Origin of the sequence: Arthrobacter endolithicus (genome assembly GCF_026627425.1) — a bacterium.
GTDB lineage: Bacteria > Actinomycetota > Actinomycetes > Actinomycetales > Micrococcaceae > Arthrobacter_M.
Window position 1 is genome coordinate 1 of record NZ_JAPNLH010000006.1, and the last position, 22,546, is coordinate 22,546.

Sequence of the window (22,546 nt, forward strand, 5' to 3'; positions counted from 1 at the left end):
CGGCGGGGCCGGGACCGGCACGAAAAACGGACCCGGCGCTGAAACAGACCACGGACTGGCCACGGCGTTAGCGGACCCGGCGTTCCGGGTCTGGATCCGCCGCCTCTACACCGCCCCCGGCACCGGGCACCTCGCCGCCATGGACTCCAAAAAACGGCTCTTCCCACCCGGGCTACGCAGATTCATCATCACCCGAGACCAAACCTGCCGGACCCCCTACTGCGACGCCCCAATCCGGCACATCGACCACATCATCCCCCACCACAATCAACAAAAAAACAAAAACAACAGAAAAGACGGAAAGGACGGGCCCAGCGGACAGACCAGCGAATCCAACGGCCAAGGACTCTGCGAACGCTGCAACTACCGCAAAGAAACCCCCGGCTGGACCTCCACCCCATACCCCCGAATCCCACCCGGAAACCCGCCCGGTTCCGCACCTGGAACAAGCCCGGCAACCGGAACACCGCCACGACACACCGTCATAACCACAACACCCCTGGGCCATGTCTACACCTCCACAGCACCCGCACTCCCCGGCACCAACAGGAACGAACCACAGCAGCACTAGGGCCGCTACTACGGTCCACGTCGGGCCGAGCGGTAGCGCTCCGAGTTGGGACTCAAGTTCTACCACGGCATGCTATCCAGGCTGGTTCGGCTAAGGCATGGCTTGCGCCGCGCGGTGCGGCCGAAAGTTTCGTAGAGTGATAACAGTGCTCTGCCGCGGAGATCCAAAGCACCCACCGAATGGCCGTATACCCGTGACAGAACAGGACGAAACTTACCTCATGGCCCCTCAGCGCAAGCTCGTTAACTCCTCCGGCGTCCGGCAGTTCGTGGGTGGACGCGCTTGAGCCGCCGTGACGGGCTTGACGCCATTTGTCTCACCCCCGGCCACCGGACCGATATTGGACTGCGTCGGCAGGTTAACGAAGATTCCCTCCTGGCCCGTAGCCCGCTCTTCGCCGTCGCTGACGGGATGGGCGGCCACGAGGCCGGCGACGTCGCGAGCCGCTTGTGCATCGAGGAGCTGGCAGCGAATTCCAGCCTCTCCTCGAAAGGGGAGAAAATTAGCGCTGGGGATCTGCAAACGGCCCTGGAGCTGGCCGATGCCAGGATCCGGCAGGAAACGGGAGGCAGGGCCGGTACCACCGTATCCGGCGTCGTGCTGGTAGAGGAGTCTGGGCAGCCGTATTGGCTGTTCTTCAATGTGGGGGATTCGCGGTCTTACCGGTTGAATGCAAATGGGCTGGAGCAGGTGAGCGTGGACCACTCCGAGGTGCAGGAACTGATGGACCTGGGACAGATCACTGCCGAGGAGGCACTGGTTCATCCACGGCGCCATGTCGTAACGCGGGCACTGGGTGCCGGCACGCAGAACATGGCTGACTTCTGGTTGACCCCCGTGCAGGTAACGGACCGGATCCTCATCTGCTCCGACGGACTCACCGGCGAATTGCGGGATGAGCAGATCCAGGCAATCCTGCAGGCCAATCCCGATCCCCAACAGGCCTCCGAAGAGTTGGTTCAGGCCGCCCTACGCTCCGGTGGCCGGGATAATATCACCGTCATCGTCTTGGACGCAGCGCGACCATCTGCAGCCAACCGGGTTCCGGACGCGGAGCAGCCCGATCAGGACGGGTTAGGGGATACGGCCACAGTTTCCGGCGAACACACGAGGACCCGGAGCTAACCGGTTTTCCTGTCGGACTGGAACCATGCACGACGTCGCACTGACCCTTTCACGCGGCACTGTTGTACTGCGGCGCGCCACCGCCGCGGACCTGCCCGTGATTATCGGGCTGCTCGCGGATGATCCCATCAGCAGGTTCCGCGGCGATGCCGGTGGATCCGATGACTTACCCGCTTTAGACGAGGCCTTTGCCGCCATCGATTCCGACCCGGCCCAGCAACTTCTCGTCGTCGCCGGACCATCCGGAGACGTTGTCGCCACGATGCAGCTCTCCGTTATTCCGGGACTCGCCCGCGCCGGCGCGTCCCGCCTGCAGATTGAGGCAGTCCGTGTCCGGACCGATATGCGGTACCAAGGGATCGGCGGGGCGATGATCCGTTGGGCCGTCGACGCCGCTCCTGCGCTCGGAGCCGGGCTGGTCCAGCTGACTTCGGATGCCGCGCGCGTCGATGCCCACCGCTTTTACGAACGTCTCGGTTTCACCGCTTCGCACGTTGGCTTTGAGTACTCCGTGGCATCAGATTCCTGAGATTTTTTCGGTGCACTGGAGGCCCACGACGCGGCGCTGCGATGAGGCAAGATGGAACTGTAAGCCAAGCGGGCCCGGTCAAGACGGGCTTGGTTGGCTGCATCCCCAGCACAGAGGTCGGGTAGAGCGCAGCACTGGATTACTTAGTGAGATGAGGGAATGAATCATGACACAACAACTTCAGGGCCGGGCAGCCCTCGTGACCGGGGCCGCCAGCGGTATCGGAGAGGCTATCGCCAGAGCATTTGCGGCAGAAGGAGCACGGGTGATTGTTGCGGACCTCAACGGCGACGCCGCGGCAGAGGTAGCGTCGGGTATCGGCGGCGAGGCGTGGACCATTGACCTCACCGACCGGACGGCGGTTATGCAAAGACGGCTCGACGTCGACATCGTGGTGAACAATGCCGGCTTCCAGCACGTGCGTGAAATTCAGGACTTCGACCCGGACACGTTTCACAAGATGCTTGTACTCATGGTCGAGGCGCCCTTCCTGTTGGTACGCTCGGCCCTGCCGGCAATGTACGAACGAGGTTTCGGCCGGATCATCAATGTGTCAAGCGTTCACGGGCTCCGGGCATCCGCGTTCAAAAGCGCCTACGTGACCGCTAAGCATGCCCTGGAAGGGCTTTCCAAGACCATCGCGCTGGAAGGTGCTGAGCATGGCGTCACCAGCAACTGCATTAATCCCGGATATGTGAACACACCGCTGGTGCAAAAGCAACTGGCGGATCAGGCACGAGTCCACAACATCCCCGTATCTGAGGTAGTTGAGAAGGTATTACTGGAACACAATCCGATCAAACGGATGGTCGAGCCCGAAGATGTCGCGTCGCTCGCTCTTTGGCTGGCCGGGCCCCATGCTTCGATGGTGACCGGTGCCTCCTACTCCATGGACGGCGGATGGACGGCGCAGTGACAAATACGCCGCCGATCTCGAGAAGCATCCGGAAAGTGCCGCGTCAGCTTCGGCTGTACGTCGGCCCCTTCCAGACGCGCAACGAGTTGCATGTACTCTTCCAGCGCATGCAGCTGCCGGGCACGGACATGCCGGTGAAGCGGGCGGGGCGCGCTAGTTAGATGTACCCAAGCGCGTGGCCGAGCAGTGAGGTGCCGCTAGGGGCGCCTGCATGACGGTCGCGAAAGATTCCCACTGGGCTGGGCTGAACTGAGTGGATCGAGAGTTTCGGCGAACAGTTGGAGGCTTTCATGCACGCCGGTTGCTGTCCGCTCAAGGGTCGGGGAGGCGAGCGGAGGACGTTCGTTCCGGGGCGGGGATTGCCGACGACGACGGCGGACGGGCAAAGATGTGCTTGGCGTTTAGGTGGGCTCGCCCCGGTTATGAGCACGCCTGCTCACGCGCTGGGCTCGTGTCGGTGCCGTAGGGCAAGATAGAACCGTGAGTAAAGCCAAGGATATTGACGCCGCCATTTCCGGCTCCGCCGGTCGGGTGATTCCGCCTGAGTCACTGCGCGAGGAGTATGAGGCACTGGCCGATAAGGTGCGCGCGTACCGCTTTGCCTATTACAACGACGACGCCCCACTGGTTTCGGACGCGGAGTTCGACACGCTGTATAGACGGCTCGAGGAAATCGAAGCGCTGCATCCCGAGCTGGTCACTAATGACTCGCCCACCCAAGAGGTGGGGGGAGACGTTTCCGCCGCCTTCACCGCCGTCGAACATCTGGCCCGGATGTACAGTCTGGAAGACGTTTTTTCGATCGAAGAACTGCAGGCTTGGCTGCGGCGCGCGGAAGGTTCCGTCGTCAAACTGGGGGCGCAGGCACCGCTGAAGTGGCTGACCGAGCTGAAGATTGATGGGCTGGCTGTGAACCTCTTGTACCGGCACGGGAAATTGATCAGGGCCGCCACCCGCGGGGACGGTACGACGGGTGAGGACATTACCCACAATGTGGCGACGATCAAGGACATTCCGCAGCGGCTCAAGGGCGAGAACCTGCCGGCGGAGGTGGAGATCCGCGGGGAGATTTTTATTGCGTCCAAGAATTTCACTGTGCTGAACGAGACGATAGTGGCCGCAGGGAAAGCACCGTTTGCGAACCCGCGAAATGCAGCGGCGGGCTCGCTGCGGCAGAAGGATCCGGCTGAAACGGCCAAGCGTCCGCTGAGCATGTACGTGCACGGGATCGGCGCCCGATCCGGGCTGGACGCAGCGAGCCAGTCCAACAGCTACGAGTTGCTGAAATCCTGGGGGATGCCCACCAGCCCTTATTTCCAAGTGCTGGACAGCGAGGGCGAGGTGCTGGAATTTATTGCGCACTTCGGTGAGCACCGCCATGATCTGGTCCATGAAATTGACGGCATCGTGGTCAAAGTTGATGACTTTGCCACCCAGCGTGCGCTGGGCTCCACCTCGCGGGTGCCGCGCTGGTCCGTGGCCTACAAGTACCCGCCGGAAGAGGTCAACACCAAGCTGCTGGACATTGCCGTCAACGTGGGCCGCACCGGGCGGGTTACGCCGTACGGGGTGATGGAGCCGGTGCTGGTGGCGGGCTCTACGGTCACGATGGCGACGCTGCACAACCAGGATGTGGTCAAGGCCAAGGGTGTGCTGATCGGAGATACCGTGGTGCTGCGCAAGGCGGGGGATGTGATTCCGGAAATTGTCGGTCCCGTCATGGCGCTCCGCGACGGCTCCGAGCGCGCTTTCGTGATGCCCAGCCACTGCCCGTCCTGCGGTACGGCCCTTGCCCCGGCCAAGGAAGGCGACGTCGATCTGCGCTGCCCCAACGCGAAGTCCTGCCCGGCGCAGTTGGCCGGCCGGGTGGCGCACCTGGCCGGCCGGGGCGCCTTCGATATCGAGGCGCTCGGAGATGAAGCAGCGCTGGCTTTAACCAGCCCGGCCGCTCCCGAGACACCGCCACTGACTAGCGAGGCGGGGATTTTCTCTCTCACCGCCCAGGATCTGTCCAAAGTCATGGTCCGGCGGGAGAAGAAATCCAAGGGGGTGCCCACGGGTGAAAGCGAGCTGGTGCCCTACTTCTACACCAAGGCGGCGGCGAAGAAGCCCTCGGTGCCGGCCGCCAACACGGACAAGCTGTTCCGCGAAATGGAGAAGGCGAAGAGCCAGCCGCTATGGCGGGTCCTGGTGGCACTGTCCATCCGGCATGTGGGGCCGCGGGCCGCGCGCGCGCTGGCGACGGCCTTCGGCTCGATGCCGGCCATCCGGGCAGCCAGCGTTGAGGAGTTGGCGCAGGTAGACGGCGTCGGGCCGATTATTGCCCAGGCGCTGACAGAGTGGTTCACGGTGGACTGGCATCGGGAGATCGTGGACAGCTGGGCGGACGCGGGGGTCCGCATGGCTGATGAGGTGGACGAATCCATGCCGCGGACCCTGGAAGGGTTGACCGTTGTGGTCACCGGTTCGTTGGCTAATTTCAGCAGGGATGAGGCCAAGGAGGCCATCATCACCCGCGGCGGGAAAGCGTCAGGCTCAGTTTCGAAGAACACGAGCTACGTGGTGGTGGGGGAGAACGCCGGCACCAAGCTGGACAAGGCGGAGCAACTGGGGCTGCCGGTACTGGATGAGGTTGGTTTTGTGAAATTACTGGCGGAGGGAAGCGCATGAGCCCGATTTCGGATGTGCCGGCCGCAAAGGGTGCGGCAACAGATAATGCGGCATCGGGCGGTGCTGTGCCAGGGGCTGTGAATGCGGAGCTGTTGGCCGAGCTAATGGCGGTAGCGCAGAGGGCGGCAGCTGCCGGAGCTGCTGTGCTCGCCGGCCGTGATCCCCAGGCCTTTGACGCGACGGCCAAAACTTCCGACGGGGACTGGGTCACCGCCTTCGATCTCGCGTCCGAACGGGCGGTCCGGGAGGCCATTTCCAGCGCGCGCCCGGATGACACGATCACCGGCGAAGAACTGGCGCCCGCTGTTTCGGCCTGCGCCTCCGGTTATCGCTGGTCCGTGGACCCGTTGGATGGAACCATGAATTTCATCCGCAACATCGCCTATTACTGCACGTCGGTGGCCGTTGCCGGGCCCGACGGCGGCTGGCTGGCCGGCGTCGTCGTCGCGCCCGCACTGGGGCGGACTTACTACGCGACCCGCGGCGGGGGTGCGTGGCTGGCGGACCGCGACGTGACGGGGCAGCCGAGGAAGCGTCGGCTCGATGGGCCGACGACGGCGCGCAAAGGAAAACTGCTGGCGACTTCGCTGACCTACGATCCGCAAATCCAACGGCGGTTGGGCGGCGAATTGGCCGGAAGAATGCAGGACTTCAACGACTTCCGCCGCCTAGGATCCGCGGCACTGGAACTCTGCGCCGTAGCGGAGGGCGGGCTGGACGCGTACTTTGAATACGGCCTGTACGAACACGACTTTGCCGCCGGGGCTTTGATTGCCGAGGAAGCCGGTGCGTGGGTGCGGCGCGCCGAGTTAAGTTCCGCGCTCAACGGATTGCCGACGCCGGCGCAGGCCCTGACGAATTGGACGGGGGCTTCTATCCCCTCTCTGGCCGGAAAATATACGCCGTGACCGTCTCCTGGCAACAGCTCGTGGCCGCGCTGGGCAACGATCGGCTGCGCCGGGTTTACGCGGCCTGGGTACTCGCAGACGCGGACTCCCCAGACGCGCCGGATGCCACAGAGGCGGGTGCGGCGGTCGCGTTTGAACGAAGCGCGGAACGAACTGCGATTGATTTAGGAACTGCCGCAGAGCGCGCCAAGCTCACCCACGCGGGCCTGCTCATGGAAGTTGACGGCCGCCATCGGGTGGCCCGGGATGTCTTCAACGACGTCTTGGCTGCCGCGGGCAACAGCCGCCCCACCGGCGTCGACCGGTTCTTTGCGCAGGGCATGCTCACCGGGATTCCCCGCAACGCTGCCGACCGGGACGAGCTGCTGGGCCACCTTGTCATCCGGCTCTTCGGCAGCGAGGACGTACTGAGCGAACCGGAAGTTAATCGGCTGCTGTCCACCGTTACCGGCGATGTTCCCACCCTGCGGCGCGCCTTAGTGGATTTCGGCTTCCTGCGGCGCGACCGGGACGGAAGTCTCTACTGGCGCACCGCCTGACACTCTGTCGACTGGGTACATCTGCCCCTAAAAGGTGCCCCAACAGGTGCAGATCTCCACACTCGACGCCCTGGACGTAGGGCACACGCGCGCCGCTAGAATGGATTTTGCGCCGGCCGTCGGCAGCTCCGAGACCTCTACTGGAAGAACCATGACGCCCATCAGCTCCGCCAATTCATCTGTTCCCACTTCGCCTGTTTCTCAGCGCACGGTCGGCAGCAGCAGCGGGCCCGCCGTTACAGTGCGGTCTGCAGTTCCGGCAGACTATTCGGCAATCGCGCGCATCACCAGGGATTCGTATCTCACGGCGCGCTACTTCGACGACGCCGAGCACCCCTATATGCAGCGGATCCAGCAGGTAGCAGTCCGGGCTGCGGCTGCCCCCATTTGGGTTGCCGAGCGCGACGGCCGGATCGTCGGTTCTGTGACGTTGGCCGTGGCGGGGGATGAGTTTGCCGATATTGCCCTGCCTGACGAGTTGGAATTCAGGATGCTCGTCGTGGATCCAGCCGTCCAACGCGGGGGTATCGGCCGGGCAATGGTGGCGGCGATCATCGCGCACGCCCGGGCGCTGGACGGCATCAGCGCCGTGGGTTTGACCACCGGGCAGGATTGGCACGGTGCACATGCACTCTACGAATCGACGGGGTTCCACCGTGTGCCGGAGCGGGACTGGCTGGTCCCGCAGTCCCGGATCAAGTTGCTGGTGTATCGCCTGGACCTCTGAACGGCGTATCAACCTGCGCAGCGCCACCGAGTTTCCGCCCGGAGGTATCGCCCGGAACGGGCGGGTGCCGTTAGTTCCGCAGCCGCTTCAAAGCCGCTCCGGCCTGGCGTCGAACCTCGATATCCGAGTCCTTCAACAGTGCCTTGATAGCCGGGATCTGCCCGACAGCACCGATTTCCCCCAGCGCGCGGGCACCGGCGGCGCGTACCCGGGGGACGTCGTCGGCCATCAGACGCACCAGCTCATCCGCTACCGGAAGCTTGCGGAACGCAGCAACCTTGGCGCACATTTCCCGTACCCGCCACGCCTGGTTACCCAGTCCCGTCCGGATCGGTTCGGCCGCCGAATCGTCCCAGGTGTACATGAAGACCCGCGCGCCCCAGAGCTCCGGCCAGTACAGCGCCGGGGCACCGTTGATGATGCCCTCGGCATGCGCGCCGCCGGCGAAAAGCAGGAATTCCTTCGTCTCGTCCTCGCCGGCCAGGAGCGTGAGCGCCCGTTCGACGACGTTGTGCTGTCCATAAAGGGCGACGGCGGCGTCGATGCGGTCTGCGGGTGAGGCGTCAAGGGGTACTGGCGTTTCGTCGGTAGACATACCGACTAATCTACGCGGTACACGCACCCTGGACGGGCGAACCTGTACAGACGCCGACGTCCCATGCCGGCCGAACCCGCGCGGACACACACGAACGAGCCGCCCGATCAAGGACCGGGCGGCTCGTGTAGGCGCGGGTTTCAGGGCCGCTTAGCCGTTGGAGGCAGCCGCAATGCGTTGTAGCCGGAACCTTGCTGAACCGCTTCCGGTCCGTCAAAGCGCTGTCCCTGCGGGCTCGACGGCATCAGCGCCATGACCCAGAGGGCGATTGCCCCCACGAACGGGACGAGCCCGAGGAGGATGAACCACGCGCTGAAGTTTCCGTCATGCAGACGACTGGACAGCAGGGCCAGTCCCGGAATGATCGTGGCAAGACCCCATAGCCCAATGATTGCCGCGACAACGCCAAATCCCGGACCTGGAATGGACGTGCCATCGGCGGCGACAGTTGCTCCGGCGCCTCCGGCGATCGCGCCGATAATTTCCAGGACCAGGACGATGACGGCCGAAACCAGGGCCCACCACCAGTATTCGCTACGGCTGGCGCGGCCCGAGAATACGATATTTTGCCGCCAGGTTTTTGATACCGCGCGGTCCAGACCCATCCGGGGACGGCCGCTGCGGAGAATGTCCCTTTTGAGTCAGAGATGCCTTGGTCGGTAAATCGCGGTGCCGGTTCCCGCTTCGATGCTGCACAGTCCAGCCGCTACTGGCCCGCTGCCGCACAGTAGACTGGACGGGAAACAACAACTTCTGCAGGGGAGATCCATGGCTGCGATCAACCGTGACGACGTGGCGCATTTGGCGCAACTGGCTCACATCGAGATGAGTGCTGACGAACTGGACCGGATGGCTGGCGAATTGGCCGTCATCGTCGATTCGGTGAAATCCGTCAGCGAGGTTGCCGGTGCGGACGTACCGGCAACGTCACACCCGATTCCGCTGACCAACGTGCTGCGCGAGGACGTCGTGGGGCACGTGCTGACCGCCGAGCAGGCGCTCTCCGGTGCCCCCGACGCGCAGGGCGGCCGTTTCCGTGTGCCCGCGATTCTGGAAGAGGACTAATGACGGACCTGATTAAGCACTCCGCTGCTTCGCTGGCGGCCAAGCTCGCGGCCAAGGAAGTCTCCGCCGTTGAAGTGACACAGGCGCACCTGGACAGGATTGCCGCCGTCGACGGTGACGCCGAGCATGGTGTGCACGCGTTCCTGCACGTGAACACCGAACAGGCCCTCGCCGTCGCAGCCGACGTCGATACCCAGCGCGCCCGCGGTGGCAGTGCTGCAGCGGACCTGCATCAGCTGGCGGGCGTTCCGATTGCCGTCAAGGATCTGATTGTCACCATCGGCCAGCCGACGACGGCCGGGTCAAGAATTCTGCAGGGCTGGCACAGTCCCTATGACGCAACGGTGGTCAAGAAGCTGCGTGCCGCGCGGATGCCGATTTTGGGCAAGACCAACCTTGATGAGTTCGCGATGGGGTCTTCCACCGAGCACTCGGCGTACGGACCCACCCGCAACCCCTGGGACTTGGACCGGATCCCCGGCGGTTCCGGCGGTGGCTCGGCTGCCGCCGTCGCTGCCTTTGAAGCTCCGCTGGCACTCGGGACGGATACCGGTGGTTCCATCCGCCAGCCCGGGGCGGTCACCGGGACCGTCGGCGTGAAGCCCACCTATGGTGGAGTGTCACGCTACGGCGCTATTGCCATGGCCTCCTCGCTGGACCAGATTGGCCCCGTTTCCCGGACCGTGCTGGACTCGGCGCTGCTGCACGAACTGATCGGCGGCCACGACCCGCACGACTCGACGTCGCTGACGGATCCGTCCACCGGGCTGGTGGTGGCCGCGCGGACGGGCAATGTCAAGGGTTTGCGGATCGGTGTGGTGCAGGAGCTTGGCGGCGAGGGGTACCAGGCCGGCGTGCTGGCGCGGTTCAATGAGTCCCTGGATCTGCTCCGCGACGCCGGGGCCCAGATCGTTGAGGTCTCCTGCCCCAACTTTGTATACGCGCTCGGCGCCTACTACCTGATCATGCCGTCCGAGGCGTCCTCCAACCTCGCGAAGTTCGACGGCGTCCGGTTCGGTTTGCGCACGTTGCCCGCCGACGGCGCCATGACGATTGAGCGCGTGATGGCTTCCACCCGCGCGGCCGGGTTTGGTGACGAGGTCAAACGACGGATCATCCTGGGGACGTACGCGCTCAGCGCCGGTTATTACGATGCGTACTATGGTTCCGCGCAGAAGGTCCGCACGCTGATTCAGCGCGATTTCGACGCGGCCTTCACGCAGGCCGACGTGCTGATTTCGCCGACCGCACCAACCACCGCCTTCAAATTGGGCGAGAAGCTGGATGATCCGCTGGCAATGTACCTCAATGACGTGGCAACCATCCCGGCGAACATGGCCGGCGTCCCCGGTTTGTCGCTGCCGGGCGGCCTTGCCGATGAGGACGGACTGCCCGTTGGCATCCAACTGCTGGCGCCGGCCCGTGAAGATGCGCGGCTGTACCGCGTGGGTGCTGTGCTCGAAGAGATGTTGGAAGAACGCTGGGGCGGCCCGATCCTGAACAAGGCACCCGAGCTGATTCCGACGCAGATCCTGGAGGCAAAATAATGACCGACGCAACCCTGAGCTTTGACGTCGCGATGGAGAAGTTTGACCCGGTGCTGGGCTTCGAGGTCCACGTTGAACTGAACACCGCGACCAAAATGTTCTCCTCCGCGCCGAACGTCTTTGGGGACGAGCCGAACACTAATGTCAACGAGGTGGATCTGGGCCTGCCCGGCGTCCTGCCGGTGGTGAACAAGAAGGCCGTGGAGTCCTCGATCAAGATCGGCCTGGCGTTGAACTGCAAGATCGCCGAATCCTGCACCTTTGCCCGTAAGCATTACTTCTACCCGGACACTCCGAAGAACTTTCAGACCTCCCAGTACGATGACCCGATTGCCTACGACGGTTTTCTGGACGTGGAGCTCTCCGACGGCAGCACCTTCCGGGTAGAGATTGAGCGGGCGCACATGGAAGAGGACGCCGGCAAGCTGACCCACATGGGCGGCGCTACCGGACGGATTCAGGGCGCCGATTTTTCACTGGTGGATTACAACCGTGCCGGCGTTCCGCTGGTGGAAATCGTCACCAAGCCAATCGAAGGCGCCGGCTCCCGGGCCCCCGAACTTGCCAAGGCCTACGTGGCCGCGGTGCGGGAAATCGTGAAGAATCTGGGCGTGTCGGATGCGAAAATGGAGCGCGGCAACGTCCGCTGCGACGCCAACGTTTCGCTGCGGCCGTACGGCCAGGAAAAGTTCGGTACCCGGTCTGAGACGAAGAACGTCAATTCACTGCGCGCGGTGGAAAACGCCGTCCGTTTTGAAATCCAGCGCCACGCGGCCGTGCTAAATTCCGGCAACACGATTGTGCAGGAGACCCGGCACTGGCACGAGGACACTAAATCCACCACCAGCGGCCGGCCCAAATCGGATGCGGATGACTACCGCTACTTCCCGGAGCCGGATCTGCTGCCGATTCTGGCTACCCCGGCGTGGGTGGAGTCCCTGCGGGCCGAATTGCCCGAGCCGCCCGCGACGCGCCGCAAGCGTCTGCAGGCGGACTGGGGCTACACGGACCTGGAATTCCGCGACGTGGTCAACGCGGGTGTGATGGACGAAATTGAGGAGACCGTAGCCGCAGGAGCCACTGCCGCCGTGGCCCGCAAATGGTGGATGGGCGAGATCGCCCGCCGAGCCAAGCTGGCCGACGTCGACCCTGTCGCGCTCGGCGTGACACCCGCCGTCGTCGTCGAACTTGACGCCCTGATCCGCTCCGGCGCGATCAATGACAAGCTGGCCCGCGAGGTTCTGGACGGTGTGCTGGCCGGCGAGGGAACGCCCGCGGAAGTGGTTCAGACGCGCGGTCTGGCCGTCGTGTCCGACGACGGCGCGCTGCAGAGTGCGATCGACACGGCTCTGGCCGCACAGCCGGACGTGGCGGACAAGATCCGCGCCGGCAAGATCCAAGCCGTGGGCGCTATTGTCGGCGGGGTCATGAAGGTCACCAAGGGGCAGGCCGATGCGGGCCGGGTTCGCGAACTGATCCTCAAAACCCTCGGCGTGGAGGCGTAGCGCCGAACTAAGTGGCAGCATCTGCACGCAAAACCCGATTTGGGTGCAGGTGCTGCGACTGAGTTTGAGACGATGGCCACATGGCACCCAAGGCATTGCCGGTCGAGCACAGGTGGAAGATCCGCGCCCGCGTGCAGTCCTAGGGGGACGAACGTGTGCAGGAGGATGCCTGCGGATTTGTCGGAGCGAACGCCTGGATGATCGACGGGGCGACGTCGCTGCTGGAGCCGCTGGGCCTTCCTGCCGCCTCGGATCCGTCCTGGCTGGCGCAGACGCTGTCGGCGGCCTTGGCCGAGGCGGCGTACGCCGGAGCGCTCCGTGCTGCTGGTCCCGAGGAGCGCGTGGGGACCCGGGGGCTGCTGGCCCGCGGGCTGATCACGGTGGACCGTACCGGCGGACCGCTGGTGGGGGCCGAACGTGTGCGCTTTCCCAGCGCGGCCGTTTCCGTAGCGCACTTGCATGACGACGGCGTCGAAGTCCTCAGCCTGGCCGACTGCCACGTGGTGGTGGAGCTGGCAGACGGCGGCGTTGAGCACGTGATGAGTGAGCTGGCCGATGTCCGCGTACAGCGGAAACTGGAGCCGGCGCCGGGAGCACATGACCCCGCCGAGCGCAGCCGGCTGCTGCGGGCGGATCGCGAGCGGCGGAACACCGCCGAGGGACTGTGGGTTGCGCGGCGTGAGCCGGAGGCCGCAGCGCACGCGTTCGTGGCCCAGCTTGGTCCGCCCGCGCTGCTGGTGATGGCAAGCGACGGAGCCTGGCGCGCCGTCGACCTTGGCTTGGTTGCCGGCCCGGAAGAGTTCCTGCGCCGCGTGGCCGACCCTGTCGCGGCGCTTGAATTGATGCACCGGCTCCGGTCCCATCAGCGCGACATCGGTGAGGCTGCCGACGATGCGACGGTGCTCGTCGTCGAACCGGCGGACCAGGACCAGGACGTCACCCGGGCAGATGGGCTTCAGCGCCTGCCAACCGTTCGCGCGTGTGCCGGAGGATGGAGGTCACGGCCTTCCCCGCGACCAGCCGCCCGTCCTCGATAAAGCCCTCCTCCCGGCCGTTCAGGTCCCGGATCAGCCGGGACTTCCACAGTGCCAGCAGCTCGGCGTGCGCCGAATCATCCGCTAAATTGTCCAGCTCACCCGGATCCGCATCCAGATCGAACAGCTCTTCGGTGCCCCAGCCCGAGGCCCACAGGTACTTCACATGACCATCGGTGACCCACTGCAGGGACTGTCCGAAATAGACATGCTCGCCGTGCAGCCAGTCCCGGACCGGAACACCGGCTTCGCCGTGCAGCAACGGAACCAGGGATTTGCCGTCGCACTCCGGCGGGACCGGGATGCCGGCCAGGTCCAGCAGGGTGGGCATCACGTCCCGCAATTCCACAACCTGGTCGACGACAATCTGCCGGGCTGCCTTCGCATCAGAGGGCGCGGGGGCAATGATGAACGGGATCCGGGCCGAGCCTTCATAGCCGACGGCTTTGCGGTAGAAGTCGTGGTCGCCCATCATCTCGCCATGATCGCTGGTAAATGCGATCACAGTGTCGTCGGTGAGCCCAAAGTCGGAGAGAGCCTCCTGCATCCTCATGATCTGCAGGTCGACGTGGGCCATTAGCCCGTAGTAGCCGGCCCTTGCGCGGTGCGTCACCGCCTCGGGCAGGGTGCCGAACGCGGCCTGGTGCAGCCCATCGGTCCGGACGGAATCGAAATGGTGCTCCCAATTGCCCAACCGGCGTCCGAATGCGGGCAGGTCCAGATACTGTTCGAAGGCCCACGCCGGCGGATCGTAGGGCGGGTGCGGCCGGTGGAAGGACAGGTACAGGAAGAAGGGCCTGGTCGGATCCCGTCGGTACAACCAGTTAACAGCCTGGCTGCCGGCCCAGCTGGTCGGGTGCAAGCGCTCGGCCTTGTCCCAGGGACGGGCGACGGTGGAATTACAATTGACCCCGTGGTCGAAGTATTCCTCGTCCGGGTTCACGCCCGGCTGCCGGCGAAGCCAGGGGACGTAGTCGTCGAAGAACCTGAAATTGAGCCGATGCTGCTGCCGGGCGAAGTGTAGGAAACCATCGTGCAGGATGACGTCGTCGAAGCCGATTCGACTCCGCTCCGGGAAGACATGCATCTTGCCGATCGCTTGGGTTTGGTAGCCAGCCTTGCGGAACTCGCCCTGGATTGTAACGGGGTGCGCAACGTCGAAGGGGACGCCCTCCTGGTAGCCGACCCGTCCGTGCCGTTCCTGCGACTGGCCCGTGAAGAGTGCAACGCGGGCAGGCACGCAGGTGGGTGTGGCGGAATACGCGTGCTCAAAACGCGTGCCCTTGCGGGCCAGTTCGTCCAGATGTGGGGTTTGGAGGTAGGGGTGGTCAGCGCCGGAAAGGCAGTCGCCGCGCCATTCGTCGGCGCAGATCAGGACGACATTGGGTCGCCTCATGGGGACTGGCCACCTTTCCTTCGTTCGGTCCGTCCGGTTTTGTCCGGCCGCAACTCAGCCAACCGCCACGGTCCGGAAACCGCAGTTGCCCGCGGCCGAGTCGGGGGAGTTGGAACTGCGGGCGGCCAGCCGGTAACGGTTGCAGTACGACTCGTGGCACAGGTAGGAGCCGCCCCGCATTACCCGTCCGCGCCCGATGCTCGGCCCCTGCGGGTTTTCCACGGTTCCGACGGCGGCGCAGGTCCGGTAGTACTTGGGCAGGAACCAGTCGCTGCACCACTCCCAGACGTTGCCGCTGGTCTGGTACAGCCCAAAGCCATTGGACTCAAAGGTGCGCACGGGAACCGTGGTCGGGAAGCCGTCGTCGAGCGTGTTTCCGGTGGGGAAGACGCCCTGCCAGATGTTGCAGTGGTGCTCCGGGACGCCCCGCGCATCCAGCGGCTGCAGCTCGTTGCCCCACGGATAGCGGGCCTGGTTTAGCCCACCGCGGGCGGCGAACTCCCACTCTGCTTCGGTGGGCAGCCGGCGTCCGGCCCAGGCGCAGTACGCCAGCGCATCATTGTGGGAGACGTGTGTCACCGGGTGGTCCGGCGCCTCCAGCCAAGCGGAAAGGCGGCCCATCGGGTGTGCCCAGTCGGCTGCGCGCACGTTCAGCCACCACGGGACATCGCCCACTGTGCCAAGGATGTCCTGCGGTTCAGCGCGGACCGTGAGATGGAAAACGGCGGACGTGCCGTAGATTTCCGACTCGGTCCGGTATCCGGTCGTCTCGACAAAGGCCGCGAACTGGGCATTATTGACCGCGGCGGAGTCGATCCGGAAGGACTCCAGACTAACCTGGTGGACGGGCGTTTCACCGTCACCGGCGTAACCTTCCCCGAACGGATCCCCCATCGCGAAGGTGCCGCCCGGAATTCTGACGTCCTGATGGAAGACGGCGGCCGGCGGGCTTCCGTTGCCGGCCCCGCCGCGTTGGCTCTCTAGGCCGCCGGCGACATGACCGGCCACATCTGGAGGCTTGTCGCGGCCCTGCGGCCTGCAGCACTGCACCATGGATCCTCGGTTCGGTTCGGTTCGGTTGGTGGCGGCGGCGGCGGCGTTGATCGATGATTTAGGCCGTCCTCCGCTATATAGTAGCCCGACCAAGGCCCGATGTCGCCGGGCTACATGACGAAAGATGCATGTTACTCGTGAGTTCGATCAAGTTATTGCATTTCTGGAATTCATCCCTTACCTTTGTTAAACGGTTAACGAGGTGCAGGTCACAGTTTGCGTCCTTCGCCGCAGCCCAAAAGTAAGAGGAGACACGGATGAGCTCGACAACGAGTGAGGCACCGTCGGCGCCGGCGCCCGAACACGCCGCGGCTTCGACCGGACCGGGTAAATTCCGGGGCGGGAAGAAGAAAGCGTCCGCGGTCGCTAAACAGAGTTTCGCCGGACGTAGTTTCAAGGTGCGGTGGAAGCGCGACCGGCAGATGCTGTTGATGATGGTGCCGGGTGTGCTCTTCCTCTTGCTCTTCTTCTACATCCCCATTCTTGGCAATGTCATTGCCTTTCAGGACTACCAACCATTTCTGGGCATCGGAGACAGCGACTGGGTCGGTTTCCAGAACTTCGTGGATCTCTATTTCAACCCGGACTTCTGGGTGGCGCTGCGGAACACTCTGGTGCTGGCGCTCTGGCAGCTGGTGCTTTTCTTTCCGGTCCCGCTGGGATTGGCGCTGATTGTGGACTCGCTCATGAGCTCCAGGATCCGCAGGTGGTTCCAGAGCATTGTCTACCTGCCGCACTTCTTGTCCTGGGTCCTGGTTATTGCGCTGTTCCAGCAAGTGCTGGGCGGGGCGGGGCTGGTCAACAATGAGCTGCGGCACCTGGGACTGGATGCTCTTCCCTTCATGACCAACCCGGATACGTTCCCGCTGCTGGCCACCGTGCAGCTGGTGTGGAAGGACGCCGGCTGGGCGATGATCATTTTCCTTGCCTCGCTGGCCAGCATAGATGGGTCCCTTTATGAGGCCGCGGCCGCGGATGGGGCAGGGCGGTGGCGCCGGATGTGGCACATCACGCTGCCCGGCCTGCGGTCCATCATCATCCTGCTGCTCATCCTGCGCATTGGGGACATCCTCAGCGTCGGCTTTGAACAGTTCCTGCTCCAGCACGACGCGGTGGGTCCGGGGGCCTCGGAAGTGCTGGATACCTTCACCTACTTTGCCGGCGTGGTGGGCGGCGGCTGGAGCATCGGCGCCGCGGCCGGCCTCGCCAAGGGCATCGTTGGCGCACTCCTGATTTTCGCGGCCAACAAGGTGGCGCACAGGTTGGGCGAACCCGGAATCTTTTCGAAAAAGGCCGGCTGATTACGGGCCTGCGCCCGGAATCCAGCCACCTAAGGAGACATCTCATGGCAACAGACACAATGGTCCGGAAGACATCCGGCAGACAGACCAAGGGACTGACTTTTAATCCCACACGTCCGGCCTGGAAGGAACCGGTCTCGCCGCTCTACCAGGCCATCAAGGCCGTCGTTCTGGGACTTATCACGCTTTCCATCGTGCTGCCGATCCTGCTGGTGGTTTCAACCTCCCTGGCGGATGACCAACAGCTGGTGGCCGCGGGCGGCTACGTGCTGTGGCCCACGCACCCGACGCTGCAGGCCTACCAGGCCATCTTCAGCGGACAGTTCATGTTCCGCGCACTGGGGGTGAGCGCCGTCGTGACGGCGGTCGGAACCGTGTTGGCCCTGTTCGTCACGATCACCATGGCGTACGCCACCAGCCGTCCGGTGCTCTTCGGCCGGCCCGTGCTGCTGATGGTGCTCTTTACGCTGCTGTTCGCCCCCGGCCTGATTCCGATGTTCCTTATGGTCAAGCAACTGGGGTTGCTGGACACCTTGTGGTCGCTGATCCTGCCGGGCATCTTCGGAGCCTTCAACTTTGTGGTGATGCGATCCTTCTTCATGAACATTCCGCAGGAGCTCATCGAGGCGGCCCGGATCGACGGTGCCAGCGACGTCAAAATTCTGTGGAAAATCGTGCTGCCGCTCTCTAAGGCCGTGGTCGCCGTCGTCGGCCTGTTCTACGCCGTCGGATTCTGGAACGCCTTCTTCAACGCAATGCTCTACATCAACGACCAGACCAAGTTCCCCGTCCAGCTGGTGCTGCGCAACTACGTGGTGCAGGGCGGCGGCCTGGCCGACCAGCTGGGGATCGCCTCCACACCGCCGCCGCAGTCCATGCAGATGGCCATCGTCGTCGTGGCGCTGCTGCCCATTCTGCTCGTCTACCCATTCCTGCAGAAGCACTTCAACAAGGGCGTCATTACCGGCGCCATCAAGGGATAAAGAGAAAGGACATGCGATGACTCGCACCTCCAAAGATGCCGGCGTCAGCCGGCGCAACTTCCTGGGCCTCGCGGGGCTTTCCGTCACAGCCGTGGCCGTGGGCGGATCACTGGCCGGCTGCGGCGGTACTGGCTCCGGTGCCAGCGGCGGCGGCGCGGCATCCGCCGGCGTCAAACTGCCCACCTACAAGGAATTCACCGGGATTACCCCGGATTTCGCGGGCAACGCCAAGGGGTTGCAGGCTGGTTTCCTGACGATGCCCAGCCCGGTGCAGACGGTGAAGACGCCGCCGCTCAAGGGCAAGGTCACGGGCCTGACGGAAACCTTCGAGACCATGTCCCCCGCGATGGCGGACAACAAGTTCTGGCAGCGGCTCAACGCCAAACTCGGCGGCACACTGGACCTGCAGATCGCCGAGGACGTCGGAGATGGGTACCCGGCCAAGTTCGCCACCATCCTGGCCAGCGACACCCTGCCGGACATGATGTGGGTACCGCCGAACCAGGGTATCCCGAACATCGGCCCGATGCTGGAAGCCAAATTCCAGGACCTGACCAAGTACCTCTCGGGCGACTCCGTGCTGGAGTACCCCAACCTGGCCGCACTGAAACCGGACTCCTGGAAGACTGCCGTCGTCAACGGCAAGATCTGGGGCGCGCCGATCCCCAGCACCCCCTTCGGACAGGTGATGGCCGGAAACAAGACCACCTGGGCGCAGGTGGGCGGCCTGACCGCGGGCAGCGCGGATGAGTTCTTCCAGAAGGCGAAGGAGCTGACCCGGCCCAACGAGGGCAAGTACGCGCTGGAGCCGGCCTACATCAACATGCTGCACATGATCACCGAATGGCTCGGTGCCCCGAACGGCTGGGCGGTCAACAAGGACCGCACCCTCACCAACCGCTATGAAACGCCGCAGTATGAGGCGGGCCTGGAATATGCGGCCAAACTGTTCACCGCTGGCTGCTTCTACCCGGACGTCAATGCCACGGACATTTCCAACCGGATTGTCAACGGCACCGTCGCCGCCCAGGTGATCGTGGGACCCCACAACATCGCCCGCTACCGCAACCTGGACAAGGATGCCCAGACGGCGATCCTGATTCCCTTCGGTTTCGATGGAAAGATCAGGCCCACCTATGACATGGGTTACGGAACCGTTGGCTTCACGGCTTTCAAGAAGGCCGATGAGGGCAAGATCAGCGAGCTGCTGGCGCTGATGAACTACCTGTCCGCGCCGTTCGGCAGCGCCGAATACCTGCAGAAGAACTACGGCGAAGCCGGCCAGGACTACACGACGGACGGCGGCGGCAACCCGGTCATGACCGAATCCGGGCTGAAGGACATCCCCGGCGTAGCCAGCGCCCTGAACATCATGTCCAGCCCGGAGAACGTGGTGTTCAACCCGGCATTCCCGGATGACACCAAGTACATCTATGAGCAGGAAAAGAAGCTGCTGGACTTCGCCTGGCGCAATCCGACCAACGGCTCGTACTCGGACACCAACGCCAAGGTGGGGGCGAAGATCAACAAGATCATCACGGATAAGACCATCGACATCATCACCGGCCGCGCCAAGGTCTCCGACTTCAAGGATGCGGTGAAGCGCTGGAAGGCCGGCGGCGGAGACAAGATCCGCGAGGAGTACCAGAAGGCGCTGCCCGCGGACGTGCCGGTGTTCGGCGCCTAGCGTGATCCGCCGCGTTCGGCGGCACTGCCGCGGTGGCTGGTCCTCAGGGCCCGCCGCCGCGGCTACAGTAACCATCAGGTAGGACTTCAGCAGTGATTGGGGCATCGGAATGCGGGCTACTATCCGGAGTGTGGCAGGGGAGGCGGGAGTCTCGACGGCGACCGTCTCGTATGTACTCTCGGGGCGCCGCGGCGCCAAGGGACAGGCCGGGGTTTCCCCCGCCACGGTCCAGCGTGTCAGGGACGCGGCTGACCGGCTGGGTTACCAGCCGAATTCCGCGGCCCGGGCCATCCGGACCGGCCGGACGAATACGGTGCTGCTGTCCCTGACGATGCTCTCCGACCCATGGTCGCTGGAGGTCATCGAGGCCGTCCAACGCCTCGCCGCTCCGCTGGGCATCACGCCGATGATCCTGGCCGACGCGGACTGGGCCCAGGTACTGCGGAACCACGACGCGGACGCCGTCTTCATCGACGCCGTGCCGCCGGAGAGCCGGGACAGCCTGGGCAGGCTCGCGGAACGGGGCACCCGGCTGGTGGTATTCGACGAGACGCTGGCGCCGGAGGGCTTCGATGTGATCCGTTCCGTGGCCGGCCCCGGCTGCGTCCTGGCGATGGAGCACCTGCTCAAAAAGCACCGCAAGGTGGGCTGCCTGACCTCCGGCCGGAGCGCAGCGCCGGGACCTCCGTCGCGCTACCTGGCCTATGTCCAGGCCTTGGCCGGTGCCGGTCTGGAGCTGCGCGAGGACTACGTGGAGACCTTCGATGTCACGCCCGCCAGCGCCTACGCCGCCGCGGTGCGGATGCTCTCCGGCCCGGAGCGGCCCACCGCAATCTATGCCACCACGGACTATGCGGCGATGAGCGCGGTCAACGCCGCGCAGCGGCTGGGCCTGGCGGTGGGCCGGGACATTGACATCATCGGCGTGGGCAACACCGGGGAGGGGGAACGGATGACTCCCTCGCTGAGCTCGGTGGGACCCATTGATTTCTTCGACAGGGTGGCGCGGCTGCTGCTGGACCGGGCCACCGGCGCGGAGCGGGAAGCGGCCGTACTGGACTTCCCGTGGCAGCTGTTCGCCCGCGAATCCGCGCCGGCGCAGCGGCAGGCGCAGCAGCAGGTTCAGCCGCTTCAGCAGCAGGTACAGTCAGCAGATTTAGTCAGATTCAGGTAAGGGGAATGCAAAACGCAATGGACACAGTTGATATGAAGATTGGTGTTGTCGGATTCGGGCTGCGCGCGGGACTGTGGAAGCACGCGCACAAACCGGGCCAAGGCTCCGAGGTCACCGTTGTCTGCGACACCAGTAAGCGCGGCCGTGCCGATGCGGCGGCAAAAATTCCGACGGCGAAGGTCACCGACGACCTGGACGTGCTGCTGGCCAGCAGCTTGGATGCGGTCCTGGTCCTGACCCCGGACAACCAGCATGCCGTGGTGGCCGTTGAGACGCTCAGGGCCGGTATCCCGACGTTCTGCGAAAAGCCGCTGGACGTCACCCTGGAGGCCGCGGACCTGGTCCTGCAGACGGCCTTTGAGACCGGGACCCGGCTCTACGTCGGCCACAACATGCGGCACATGCCCGTCGTCGTGCAGATGCGCCAGCTGATACTCGACGGCACCATCGGCGAGGTCAAGGCCATCTGGTGCCGGCATTTCGTGGGCAATGGCGGGGACTACTACTTCAAGGACTGGCACGCCGAGCGGGCCAACACCACGGGCCTGCTGCTGCAAAAGGGCGCCCACGACATCGATGTGATCCACTGGCTGGCCAACGGGTACACAAAGAGGGTGTCGGCGGTGGGTGATCTTGCGGTGTACGGCGACGTAGCGAGCAGACGGGACAACTCTGATCGGCGCATGAGCGACTGGTTCAGCCTGGCCAACTGGCCGCCGACCGAGCAGACGGATCTGAACCCGGTCATCGATGTGGAGGACATCTCGATGATGCAGATGGTCCTGGATAACGGGGTGCTGGCGTCCTACCAGCAGTGCCATTTCACCCCCGATTACTGGCGGAACTACACGGTGATCGGCACCCGGGGCCGGATTGAGAACTTCGGCGACGGCCCGGGCGACGTCATCCACGTCTGGACCACCCGGACCCAGGACGGCTTCAGCGAGCCGGATGCAAAGGTGGAGATCCTCGACGGCGACGGCGGCGACGGCGGCCACGGCGGGGCCGATCCGAAGCTGATCGCCGAGTTCCTGGACTTCGCCCGCCACGGAGGCATGACTCAGACCAGCCCGGTGGCTGCCCGCCAGGCCGTGGCGGCCGGCGTGCTCGCCACCGAATCGCTGCGTACCGACGGCTCCGCGCGCACAGTGCCGGAACTGGCTCCCGAGCTGTTGGAGTACTTCAACGCCGGCCAGCCCGCACGTATGACGGCCCTGTAAC

The 22,546-nt window shown here is 64.5% G+C and carries 21 protein-coding genes; 17 read left to right on the forward strand and 4 right to left on the reverse strand.

Features of this window, described 5'->3' with window-relative positions; translation table 11 throughout:
* The 8 genes from OS914_RS06655 to OS914_RS06690 all read left to right on the forward strand — a co-directional run.
* Window positions 1-571 (forward strand): HNH endonuclease (locus OS914_RS06655; RefSeq protein WP_267545279.1); only part of this gene is annotated, 571 nt, incomplete at its 5' end.
* Between the two features lie 282 nt (window positions 572-853).
* Window positions 854-1,696, forward strand: a complete 843-nt coding sequence (locus OS914_RS06660) for a PP2C family protein-serine/threonine phosphatase (protein WP_267545280.1) — start codon at window positions 854-856, stop codon at window positions 1,694-1,696.
* Window positions 1,697-1,721: 25 nt separating this feature from the next.
* Window positions 1,722-2,225 (forward strand): GNAT family N-acetyltransferase, encoded by a 504-nt coding sequence (locus OS914_RS06665; protein ID WP_267545281.1) that lies wholly within the window; start codon window positions 1,722-1,724, stop codon window positions 2,223-2,225.
* 166 nt (window positions 2,226-2,391) lie between these two features.
* Window positions 2,392-3,141 (forward strand): 3-hydroxybutyrate dehydrogenase, encoded by a 750-nt coding sequence (locus OS914_RS06670; protein WP_267545282.1) that lies wholly within the window; start codon window positions 2,392-2,394, stop codon window positions 3,139-3,141.
* Between the two features lie 480 nt (window positions 3,142-3,621).
* Window positions 3,622-5,811 carry an NAD-dependent DNA ligase LigA gene (gene ligA / locus OS914_RS06675; protein ID WP_267545283.1) on the forward strand — a complete coding sequence of 730 codons (2,190 nt, stop codon included), beginning with the start codon at window positions 3,622-3,624 and terminating at the stop codon, window positions 5,809-5,811.
* A gap of 104 nt (window positions 5,812-5,915) precedes the next feature.
* Window positions 5,916-6,719 carry an inositol monophosphatase family protein gene (locus OS914_RS06680; RefSeq protein ID WP_267545457.1) on the forward strand — a complete coding sequence of 268 codons (804 nt, stop codon included), beginning with the start codon at window positions 5,916-5,918 and terminating at the stop codon, window positions 6,717-6,719.
* Window positions 6,716-7,258, forward strand: a complete 543-nt coding sequence (locus OS914_RS06685) for a DUF2087 domain-containing protein (RefSeq protein ID WP_267545284.1) — start codon at window positions 6,716-6,718, stop codon at window positions 7,256-7,258. Before OS914_RS06680 ends, OS914_RS06685 begins: the two co-directional genes overlap by 4 nt.
* A 241-nt stretch (window positions 7,259-7,499) precedes the next feature.
* Window positions 7,500-7,985 carry a GNAT family N-acetyltransferase gene (locus OS914_RS06690; RefSeq protein WP_267545458.1) on the forward strand — a complete coding sequence of 162 codons (486 nt, stop codon included), beginning with the start codon at window positions 7,500-7,502 and terminating at the stop codon, window positions 7,983-7,985.
* Between the two features lie 70 nt (window positions 7,986-8,055).
* On the opposite strand, the gene OS914_RS06695 is transcribed toward OS914_RS06690, so the two are convergent.
* Window positions 8,056-8,580 carry a HEAT repeat domain-containing protein gene (locus OS914_RS06695; protein ID WP_267545285.1) on the reverse strand — a complete coding sequence of 175 codons (525 nt, stop codon included), beginning with the start codon at window positions 8,578-8,580 and terminating at the stop codon, window positions 8,056-8,058.
* Window positions 8,581-8,720: 140 nt separating this feature from the next.
* Window positions 8,721-9,185 (reverse strand): DUF805 domain-containing protein, encoded by a 465-nt coding sequence (locus OS914_RS06700; protein ID WP_267545286.1) that lies wholly within the window; start codon window positions 9,183-9,185, stop codon window positions 8,721-8,723.
* Between the two features lie 163 nt (window positions 9,186-9,348).
* Here OS914_RS06700 and gatC point away from each other — a divergent pair, with 163 nt between their 5' ends.
* The 4 genes from gatC (at window position 9,349) to OS914_RS06720 (ending at window position 13,734) form a co-directional block, all read left to right on the forward strand.
* Window positions 9,349-9,645 carry an Asp-tRNA(Asn)/Glu-tRNA(Gln) amidotransferase subunit GatC gene (gene gatC, locus OS914_RS06705; RefSeq protein WP_267545287.1) on the forward strand — a complete coding sequence of 99 codons (297 nt, stop codon included), beginning with the start codon at window positions 9,349-9,351 and terminating at the stop codon, window positions 9,643-9,645.
* Window positions 9,645-11,192 carry an Asp-tRNA(Asn)/Glu-tRNA(Gln) amidotransferase subunit GatA gene (gene gatA / locus OS914_RS06710; protein WP_267545288.1) on the forward strand — a complete coding sequence of 516 codons (1,548 nt, stop codon included), beginning with the start codon at window positions 9,645-9,647 and terminating at the stop codon, window positions 11,190-11,192. The genes gatC and gatA overlap by 1 nt, the downstream gene beginning before the upstream one ends.
* A complete protein-coding gene (gene gatB, locus OS914_RS06715; protein ID WP_267545459.1) occupies window positions 11,189-12,697 on the forward strand; it encodes an Asp-tRNA(Asn)/Glu-tRNA(Gln) amidotransferase subunit GatB in 1,509 nt (502 codons plus the stop codon). Before gatA ends, gatB begins: the two co-directional genes overlap by 4 nt.
* Before the next feature lie 155 nt (window positions 12,698-12,852).
* The gene (locus OS914_RS06720; RefSeq protein WP_267545289.1) at window positions 12,853-13,734 is read left to right on the forward strand and encodes a hypothetical protein; all 882 of its coding nucleotides are present in this window, start codon (window positions 12,853-12,855) and stop codon (window positions 13,732-13,734) included.
* Here the strand turns inward: OS914_RS06720 and OS914_RS06725 are convergent.
* Together OS914_RS06725 and OS914_RS06730 are read right to left on the reverse strand one after the other, a co-directional pair.
* The gene (locus OS914_RS06725; RefSeq protein ID WP_267545290.1) at window positions 13,634-15,127 is read right to left on the reverse strand and encodes an arylsulfatase; all 1,494 of its coding nucleotides are present in this window, start codon (window positions 15,125-15,127) and stop codon (window positions 13,634-13,636) included. The two genes, OS914_RS06720 and OS914_RS06725, sit on opposite strands and share 101 nt — an antisense overlap.
* Window positions 15,128-15,181: 54 nt before the next feature.
* Window positions 15,182-16,180: an SUMF1/EgtB/PvdO family nonheme iron enzyme gene (locus tag OS914_RS06730; RefSeq protein ID WP_476375312.1), complete on the reverse strand. Its 999-nt coding sequence runs from the start codon at window positions 16,178-16,180 to the stop codon at window positions 15,182-15,184.
* A gap of 257 nt (window positions 16,181-16,437) precedes the next feature.
* Here OS914_RS06730 and OS914_RS06735 point away from each other — a divergent pair, with 257 nt between their 5' ends.
* The 5 genes from OS914_RS06735 to OS914_RS06755 all read left to right on the forward strand — a co-directional run bounded on the left by OS914_RS06735 (window position 16,438) and on the right by OS914_RS06755 (window position 22,545).
* Window positions 16,438-17,481 carry an ABC transporter permease gene (locus tag OS914_RS06735; RefSeq protein WP_267545292.1) on the forward strand — a complete coding sequence of 348 codons (1,044 nt, stop codon included), beginning with the start codon at window positions 16,438-16,440 and terminating at the stop codon, window positions 17,479-17,481.
* 59 nt (window positions 17,482-17,540) lie between these two features.
* Window positions 17,541-18,464 carry a carbohydrate ABC transporter permease gene (locus OS914_RS06740; protein ID WP_420713889.1) on the forward strand — a complete coding sequence of 308 codons (924 nt, stop codon included), beginning with the start codon at window positions 17,541-17,543 and terminating at the stop codon, window positions 18,462-18,464.
* Between the two features lie 16 nt (window positions 18,465-18,480).
* Entirely contained in the window at window positions 18,481-20,151 is a 1,671-nt protein-coding gene (locus OS914_RS06745) for a type 2 periplasmic-binding domain-containing protein (protein WP_267545294.1), read from the forward strand.
* A gap of 130 nt (window positions 20,152-20,281) precedes the next feature.
* The gene (locus tag OS914_RS06750) at window positions 20,282-21,325 is read left to right on the forward strand and encodes a LacI family DNA-binding transcriptional regulator (protein ID WP_267545295.1); all 1,044 of its coding nucleotides are present in this window, start codon (window positions 20,282-20,284) and stop codon (window positions 21,323-21,325) included.
* A 17-nt stretch (window positions 21,326-21,342) separates the two neighbouring features.
* Window positions 21,343-22,545, forward strand: coding sequence for a Gfo/Idh/MocA family protein (locus OS914_RS06755; protein WP_267545296.1), 1,203 nt, complete (start codon window positions 21,343-21,345; stop codon window positions 22,543-22,545).
* Window position 22,546 lies beyond the last annotated feature (1 nt).